This window comes from Pseudomonas citronellolis (genome assembly GCF_900112375.1).
Lineage (GTDB): Bacteria > Pseudomonadota > Gammaproteobacteria > Pseudomonadales > Pseudomonadaceae > Pseudomonas > Pseudomonas citronellolis.
Map to the genome: position 1 here is coordinate 69,094 of NZ_FOLS01000036.1, position 7,460 is coordinate 76,553.

7 protein-coding genes and 1 rRNA gene are annotated in these 7,460 nt (G+C 66.5%); 4 read left to right on the forward strand and 4 right to left on the reverse strand.

The window, feature by feature from the left end:
- Nucleotides 1–48: 48 nt before the first annotated feature.
- The gene (locus BM060_RS27310) at nt 49–540 is read left to right on the forward strand and encodes an MgtC/SapB family protein (RefSeq protein WP_074984920.1); all 492 of its coding nucleotides are present in this window, start codon (nt 49–51) and stop codon (nt 538–540) included.
- A gap of 44 nt (nt 541–584) precedes the next feature.
- On the opposite strand, the gene sixA is transcribed toward BM060_RS27310, so the two are convergent.
- Genes sixA through BM060_RS27325 form a run of 3 tightly spaced genes read right to left on the reverse strand, consistent with a single transcriptional unit; the run spans nt 585 to nt 2,432 of the window.
- A complete protein-coding gene (gene sixA, locus BM060_RS27315; protein ID WP_043272187.1) occupies nt 585–1,049 on the reverse strand; it encodes a phosphohistidine phosphatase SixA in 465 nt (154 codons plus the stop codon).
- Nucleotides 1,046–1,372: a DUF4389 domain-containing protein gene (locus BM060_RS27320; protein WP_370311548.1), complete on the reverse strand. Its 327-nt coding sequence runs from the start codon at nt 1,370–1,372 to the stop codon at nt 1,046–1,048. The genes sixA and BM060_RS27320 overlap by 4 nt, the downstream gene beginning before the upstream one ends.
- Before the next feature lie 37 nt (nt 1,373–1,409).
- Nucleotides 1,410–2,432, reverse strand: a complete 1,023-nt coding sequence (locus BM060_RS27325) for an NAD(P)H-dependent glycerol-3-phosphate dehydrogenase (RefSeq protein ID WP_009618538.1) — start codon at nt 2,430–2,432, stop codon at nt 1,410–1,412.
- Between the two features lie 197 nt (nt 2,433–2,629).
- Between BM060_RS27325 and BM060_RS27330 the strand changes: the two genes are divergently transcribed.
- From BM060_RS27330 to fabB, 3 genes are all read left to right on the forward strand, one after another.
- Nucleotides 2,630–4,558, forward strand: coding sequence for an ATP-binding protein (locus BM060_RS27330; protein WP_074984921.1), 1,929 nt, complete (start codon nt 2,630–2,632; stop codon nt 4,556–4,558).
- A gap of 241 nt (nt 4,559–4,799) precedes the next feature.
- Complete coding sequence (gene fabA, locus BM060_RS27335) at nt 4,800–5,315, forward strand: 3-hydroxyacyl-[acyl-carrier-protein] dehydratase FabA (RefSeq protein WP_009618534.1); 516 nt, start codon at nt 4,800–4,802, stop codon at nt 5,313–5,315.
- Between the two features lie 11 nt (nt 5,316–5,326).
- Nucleotides 5,327–6,544 carry a beta-ketoacyl-ACP synthase I gene (gene fabB, locus BM060_RS27340; RefSeq protein ID WP_061562189.1) on the forward strand — a complete coding sequence of 406 codons (1,218 nt, stop codon included), beginning with the start codon at nt 5,327–5,329 and terminating at the stop codon, nt 6,542–6,544.
- A gap of 649 nt (nt 6,545–7,193) precedes the next feature.
- On the opposite strand, the gene rrf is transcribed toward fabB, so the two are convergent.
- Nucleotides 7,194–7,309 (reverse strand): 5S ribosomal RNA (gene rrf / locus BM060_RS27345).
- Nucleotides 7,310–7,460: the final 151 nt, after the last annotated feature.

A 7,460-nucleotide genomic window follows, 5' to 3' on the forward strand; every position in this document is an offset into this window, starting at 1 on the left:
GACGGCGAACTGCTAAAAGCAGCGGCAGGCCCCTGTGGAAAGCTGCCCATGCCGTTCATCACCGACAGCGCGCTGGCCGAGTTGGCGCTGCTGTTCAACCTGCTCTGTGCCACTCTGTTCGGCGGCCTGATCGGCCTCAACCGCCAGTTGCACCACCGCCCCGCCGGGCTGCGCACCCACGCCCTCACCGCCCTGGCCGCGGCGCTGGCGATCACGGTGATCCAGCAATTGCAGCCGGGCACCGCGGATGCCGCCAGCCGCGTGGCCCAGGGCGTGCTCACCGGCATCGGTTTCATCGGCGCGGGGGTCATCGTCCACCACGAGCGCCGCTACCGTGTAGAGGGGCTGACCACCGCCGCTACCATCTGGGTTTCATCGATGCTCGGCCTGGCCTGTGGCACCGGGCACGTGCTGACCGCCGCCGTCGGCCTGGCGCTGACCTTGCTGATCCTGGTGCTGGGCAACCGCCTGGAACAGCGCCTGGCCGGACGCGGGCCGAACGATGACGTCAGCCTGACGGACGACGACAAACCGAATTGACCCGCAGAAACGCCAAGGCCCCGCGAGGGGCCCTGGCGGAACCGTCAACCGCGTCCGGGATGGTAGAGGGAAACCAGCGTCATCAGCCCCGCCAGCGGCCCCTCGCCTTCCAGTTCGGCCAGGGAGGCGGTGGCCATCGGCAGCGCCTCGTCGCGGCTGCCGTGCACCAGCAGCCCGCCCAGGGAACCGATCAGCGGCTGGTGGCTGACCAGCAGCAGGTTGCGCTCGCTGCGGTTGTCGAGAAAGCGCAGCACGTCGCGAGGATCGTCGTCCGGCGTCAGCCAGGGCGCGGTGCCCACCGCGCCGTCGAAGCCCAGCGCCTCGCGCACCAGTTCGGCGGTCTGCTGGGCGCGCACGTAGGGGCTGGCCAGGATGCCGTCCAGCGGGTGGCCGGCCAGGTGCCCGGCGCTCTGCAGCACTTCCTTGCGGCCATGGGCGGTCAGCTCCCGCTCGGCGTCGCGGCGGGCCTGGGGTTCGGCCTGGCCGTGGCGCAGCAGCCAGATCCTCACAACTTCGGCTCCTCGTCGCGCGCCGGGTGCGGCGCCGGCGGCACGGCGTGGGCGGCTTCGCCCTCGGGGGCGCGGGCGGCCGGCCAGTCGGCGAAGGGCCAGGGTTTCTCGTCGCTGTTGAAGGTGCCGAAGCGGCCGATCTGCGCCAGGTACTGGCTGAGGCTGTCGCCGAAGGCCAGCAGGCTGGCGCTGGGCGCGCCGTAGATGATGCGGTAGACCAGTTGCACCACCACCACGGCGCCGAGCAGCATCTGCGCGACGTACCACACCAGGGCGAACAGCAGCATCCAGAGGATGCGCAGGGCCAGGGATTCCTTGTTCATACGGTCGGCCAAACGATCAGCGGACATGGGTATCTCCTCAGAAGCCACTGGTGGGAATGAAGTCGGTGTCGGTCTTCGGCTCGCCGCTCATCAGCGCCTGGATCACCTGGGCCAGGGTGCGCCCGCCGAAGAGGATGGCGTAGAGCCCGGCGACCAGCGGCATGTAGACGCCCAGCTCGTCGGCCTTGGCCTTGAGCACCTTGAGGGTGTTCACCCCTTCGGCGGTCTCGCCCATGCGAGCGACGGCGTCGTCGAGGCTCAGACCCTCGCCCAAGGCGAAGCCGACCTGATAGTTGCGGCTTTTCGGTGACGAACAGGTGACGATCAGGTCGCCCACCCCGGCCAGGCCGAGGAAGGTCATGGGGTTGGCGCCGAGCTTGACGGCGAAGCGCGTCATCTCCGCCAGGGCACGGGTGATCAGCATGCCCTTGGTGTTCTCGCCCATGCCCAGGGCCGCGGCCATGCCGGCGATGATGGCGTAGACGTTCTTCAGCGCGCCGCCCAGTTCGACGCCAAAGCGGTCGCCGCTGGCGTAGACGCGGAAGGTGCGACCATGCAGCGCTTCCTGCACGCGGCTGCAGAGCGCCTCGTCCTCGCTGGCGACCACGGTGGCGGTCAGCTCATGCTCGGCGATCTCGCGGGCCAGGTTCGGCCCGGAAATGACCGCGATGCGCGCGGCGGGGGCGATCTCCTCGAGAATCTGGCTCATCAGTTTGAAGCTCTGCGCCTCGATGCCCTTGGTCAGGCTGACCAGCGACTTGCCCGCCAGTTGCCCGGCGAAGGGCTCCAGCACCTTGCGCAGCGCGCTGGAGGGCACGGCGACGAAGATGAGTTCGCAATCGTTCAGGGTCGCTGCGAGGTCGGTGACCGGCTCGACGTTCTCGTGGATGCGCACGCCCTTGAGGTAGCGCGGGTTCTCGCGCAGGGCGCGGATGCTCGCGGCCTGCTCCTCGTCGCGCATCCATTGGCGCACGCGTTGGCCGTTCTCCGCCAGCAGGTTGGCGAAGGCGGTGCCGAAACTGCCGCCGCCCAGCACAGCGATCGGTTGCTGCTCAGTCATGTCACTTCCATCACGGGCCGCACGCGGGCGGCGATTGGGGCATTATAAGGCGCCACCGCCAGGCGGCCAGTGCACATCGCACGCTGGCAAAGCGCCCCGCCTCGTTTAACATCCGTCCCCGTAGAAAACCGAGAACAGGGCCGTTCCGTGCACGCCACGCACCATCGCCAGAATCGACCAGCCGCCGGAGAGGCACGATGACTCCGCGCAAGGGCTGGAACATCCAGAACCGCATGCTCGCCATCAGCCTCGGCCCCGCGTTGCTGTTGACCCTGCTGCTGACCGGCTACTTCACCTATTCGCGCCTGCAGGACCTGCGCCAGGAGCTCAACCACACCGGCCAGCTCATCGCCAACCAGCTCGCCCCGGCAGCGGAGTATGGCGTGCTTTCGGGCAACCTGCCGGTCCTCCAGAGCCTGCTGCGCACCACCCTGGGCACGCCGCACGTCCGCTTCATCGAGGTGCGCAACCGCAATGACGAGATTCTCGTCTACGCCGAGCAGCCGCCCGCCGACAACGGCCAGGTCGCGCCCAAGATCGAGGTGTTCCACGCCGCCATCCAGCGCGAGCACGTCGCCCCCGAGGTGCCGGGCGACGCCGCCACGCTGCGCCACACACCGGGCCGCCAGGACCAGCCGGCCAGCGACGCCGACTACCTGGGCCGCGTGGTGGTGGGCATGGCCAACGACGCCTTCAGCGAGCGCCAGCAGGAAATCCTCTTCAAGGCCAGCCTGCTGGCCTTCTTCGCCCTGCTGTTGACGCTGCTGCTGGCCCGCCGCCTGGCGCAGCGCCTGGCGGCGCCGATCAGCACCATGGCCAACGCGGTGCAGGCGATCCAGACCGGCGACTACCAGACCAGCCTGCCGGTGCTGGACAACGGCGAAGTCGGCGACCTCGCACGGCACATCAACAACCTGGCGCGCGGCCTGCAACAGGCCAGCAAGGAGCAGGAACGCACCATCGCCCAGCTGGTGGCGGCCCGCGAGGAGGCCGAGCAGGCCAACCGCAGCAAGTCGGACTTCCTGGCGATGATGAGCCACGAGCTGCGCACGCCGATGAACGGAGTGCTGGGCATGCTGCAACTGCTCGAGACCACCGAACTCAACCACGAGCAGGCCGAATACACGGCGCTGGCCACCGAGTCCACCGAGCACCTGCTCAAGGTCATCAACGACATCCTCGACTTCTCGCGCATCGAGCGCGGCGCTCTGGAGCTGGAGCGCATCCCCTTCAACGTGCTGGAGCTGATCCAAGGCTCGCTGCTGGCCTTCCAGCACAGCGCCCAGCAGCGCGGCCTGACGCTGCGCATGGACGTCCAGCCCGGGCTGGAGCACCTGGAGGTGCGGGGCGACCCGACGCGCCTGCGGCAGATCCTGGTCAACCTGCTGGGCAACGCGCTGAAATTCACCGAGGAAGGCGCCATCCGTCTGGAAGTCCGCTGGCAGGCCCTGGACGATGAAGTGCTGTGGCTGACCTGCGCGGTCAACGACAGCGGCATCGGCATCTCCCCGGAACGCCTGGAGCACATGTTCGAAGCCTTCAAGCAGGCCGACTCGTCCACCTCGCGGCGCTACGGCGGCACCGGCCTGGGCCTGGCCATCGCCCGCACCCTGGCCGAGCGCATGGGCGGCACCCTGCAGGCATCCAGCGAGGAAGGCCTGGGCTCGACCTTCACCCTGGAGATTCCCCTGCCCTTCCAGGCACGCAGCCTGGGAGCGGCCGAACGCGCCCTGCGCGCTTCGGAGCAGGCCACCGGCCAGTCGGTGCTGCTGGTGGAGGACAACCCGGTGAATCAAACGGTCATAGAAGCCATGTTGCGCAGCCTCGGCTATCGCGTCACTCTGGTCGGCGATGGCGCGCAGGCGGTGCGCACGGCGGAACGCAACGAATTCGATGCCATCCTCATGGATTGCCGCCTGCCGCTGCTCAACGGCTACGAGGCCACGCGACAGATTCGCGCACTCCCCGGACGCCAGCAGGTGCCGATCATCGCCCTGACCGCCAATGCCCTGCAGGGCGATCGCGAGCTGTGCCTGGAGTCAGGCATGGACGATTACCTGGCCAAGCCGTTCAAGCGCGCTGATCTACAGAAAATTCTGCAGCGCTGGTTGACCTCCGGGCGTTGATCCGCGGGGCCTGTTCGCCCAAACTCGTGGGCCTGCGAGGCTGATCGGCAAAATGCACGCCCAGCTGGAGCAACAGAGGCACCGGAAGAAAGTGAACAACCGTTCGCCCGGTGCTGTGACTTTAACCGACAGGCAATAGTCTATGACTAGGCTGCCGCAGGACGCCGCTACAAGAATGAGGCGCGCGGAGCCGCAGGACGATCGATTTCGCCCTGCCGTTCAGGATTTTTGAGGAGCTCGCATGACCAAACAACACGCCTTCACCCGAGAAGACCTGCTGCGCTGCAGCCGCGGCGAGCTCTTCGGCCCGGGTAATGCGCAACTGCCCGCCCCGAACATGCTGATGATCGACCGCATCACCCACATCAGCGACGTCGGCGGCAAGTATGGCAAGGGCGAACTGGTCGCCGAGCTGGACATCAACCCCGACCTCTGGTTCTTCGCCTGCCACTTCGAAGGCGACCCGGTGATGCCGGGCTGCCTGGGCCTGGACGCCATGTGGCAGCTGGTCGGCTTCTACCTCGGCTGGCAGGGCAACCCCGGCCGCGGCCGCGCCCTGGGTTCGGGCGAGGTGAAATTCTTCGGCCAGGTCCTGCCGACCGCCAAGAAAGTCACCTACAACATCCATATCAAGCGCACCATCAACCGTTCGCTGGTCCTGGCCATCGCCGATGGCAGCGTCAGCGTCGATGGCCGCGAAATCTACAGCGCCGAAGGCCTTCGCGTCGGCCTGTTCACCTCCACTGACAGCTTCTAAGGGTAATCCGCATGCGTCGCGTCGTGATCACCGGCCTGGGCATCGTATCCTGCCTGGGCAATGACAAAGACACCGTCTCCGCCAACCTGCGCGCCGGCCGTGCCGGTATCCGCCACAACCAGTCGTACGTCGACATGGGGCTGCGCAGCCACGTCTCCGGCTCGGTGAACCTCAACCTCGAAGAGCTGATCGACCGCAAGGTGTTCCGCTTCATGGGCGACGCCGCGGCCTATGCCTACCTGGCGATGGAACAGGCGATCAAGGACTCCGGCCTGACCGAAGAGCAGATCTCCAACCCGCGCACCGGCCTGATCGCCGGCTCCGGCGGCGCTTCCACCCTGAACCAGATGGAAGCCATCGACACCCTGCGCGAGAAGGGCGTCAAGCGCATCGGCCCATACCGCGTCACCCGCACCATGGGCAGCACCGTTTCCGCCTGCCTGGCCACTCCCTTCCAGATCAAGGGCGTGAACTACTCCATCTCCTCGGCCTGCGCCACCAGCGCGCATTGCATCGGCAATGCCATGGAACAGATCATGATGGGCAAGCAGGACGTGGTCTTCGCCGGTGGCGGTGAAGAAGAGCACTGGAGCCAGAGCTGCCTGTTCGACGCCATGGGTGCCCTCTCCACCCAGTACAACGACACCCCGGAAAAGGCCTCCCGCGCCTACGACGCCAAGCGTGACGGCTTCGTCATCGCCGGCGGCGGCGGCATGGTGGTGGTCGAGGAACTGGAGCACGCGCTCAAGCGCGGCGCCAAGATCTACGCCGAAATCATCGGCTACGGCGCCACCTCCGACGGCTACGACATGGTCGCCCCGAGCGGCGAAGGCGCCATCCGCTGCATGCAGCAGGCGCTGTCCACCGTCGACACCCCGATCGATTACCTGAACACCCACGGCACCTCCACCCCGGTGGGCGACGTGGCGGAAATCCGCGGCATCCGCGAAGTCTTCGGCGGCAAGGCCCCGGCCATCAGCTCCACCAAGAGCCTGTCCGGCCACTCCCTGGGCGCCGCCGGCGTGCACGAGGCGATCTATTGCCTGCTGATGATGCAGGGCAACTTCATCGCCGGTTCCGCCAACATCGACGAGCTGGACCCGGAAGTCGCCGACATGCCGATCCTGCGCGAGACCCGCGAGAACGCCAAGCTCGACACCGTGATGAGCAACAGCTTCGGCTTCGGCGGCACCAACGCCACCCTGGTGCTGCGCCGCTTCAACGGCTGATCGTTAGCTCGGTACGGAAAAGGCGCCCTTCGGGGCGCCTTTTTTGTTGTCTGCGTTTCTTGGTCGCCGAAGGCCCGCGGAAGGGAAGCGAAACACGTAGGGCGGATAACCGTTCGCGGTTACCCGCCGATGGCCCTGGTGCCGAAGCCGACGGCAGATAACGCTTGGGGCGTTATGCGCCCTACGCCTGCGCATCAGCTCTGCTTTTCGCAGGAGACGCTTAGTTCTTGCTCGCGAACGGTGTTTGCCGGCATCAGCGGGGTTTCGGGTTGACTCCGCTCCCTCTCCCCAGCCCTCTCCCGCAAGCGGGAGAGGGGGCCGTTCGGCGTTGTCGGCACGTTTGGCGTCGACCTGAAACCTCGGTTCGCGAGCAAGCTCGCTCCTACGAAGAGCACCTCGGTACAGCCTGTAGACAACTACGCCTACGGGCGTAGGAGACACACCCTCGTAGGATGGCGTTGAGCGCAGCGATACCCATCGCCATGGCCCCCCCCTGTAGGAGCAGGCCCTGCCCGCGATATCGCGCGCAGGGCGCGCTCCTACAGGAGCATGGAACAGCGTGGGTATCTGTTCCCATCGCCCCGGCTTTTCCGCGCCCCAAAAGCAAAACCCCCGACCAGCCAGGCTGATCAGGGGTTTTGGGATAGGTGCTTGACGATGACCTACTCTCACATGGGGAAACCCCACACTACCATCGGCGATGCATCGTTTCACTGCTGAGTTCGGGATGGGATCAGGTGGTTCCAACGCTCTATGGTCGTCAAGCAATTCTTTCGGATGCTCGTGGCTTGCGCTCACGCTCATCCCGATTCGGGTATGTGACAGGTCTTCTTTGCGGTTCTCACGAACTTTCGGTTCGTCGACTTCACCGTCCAACACACAAATTGTTTGGGTGTTATATGGTCAAGCCTCACGG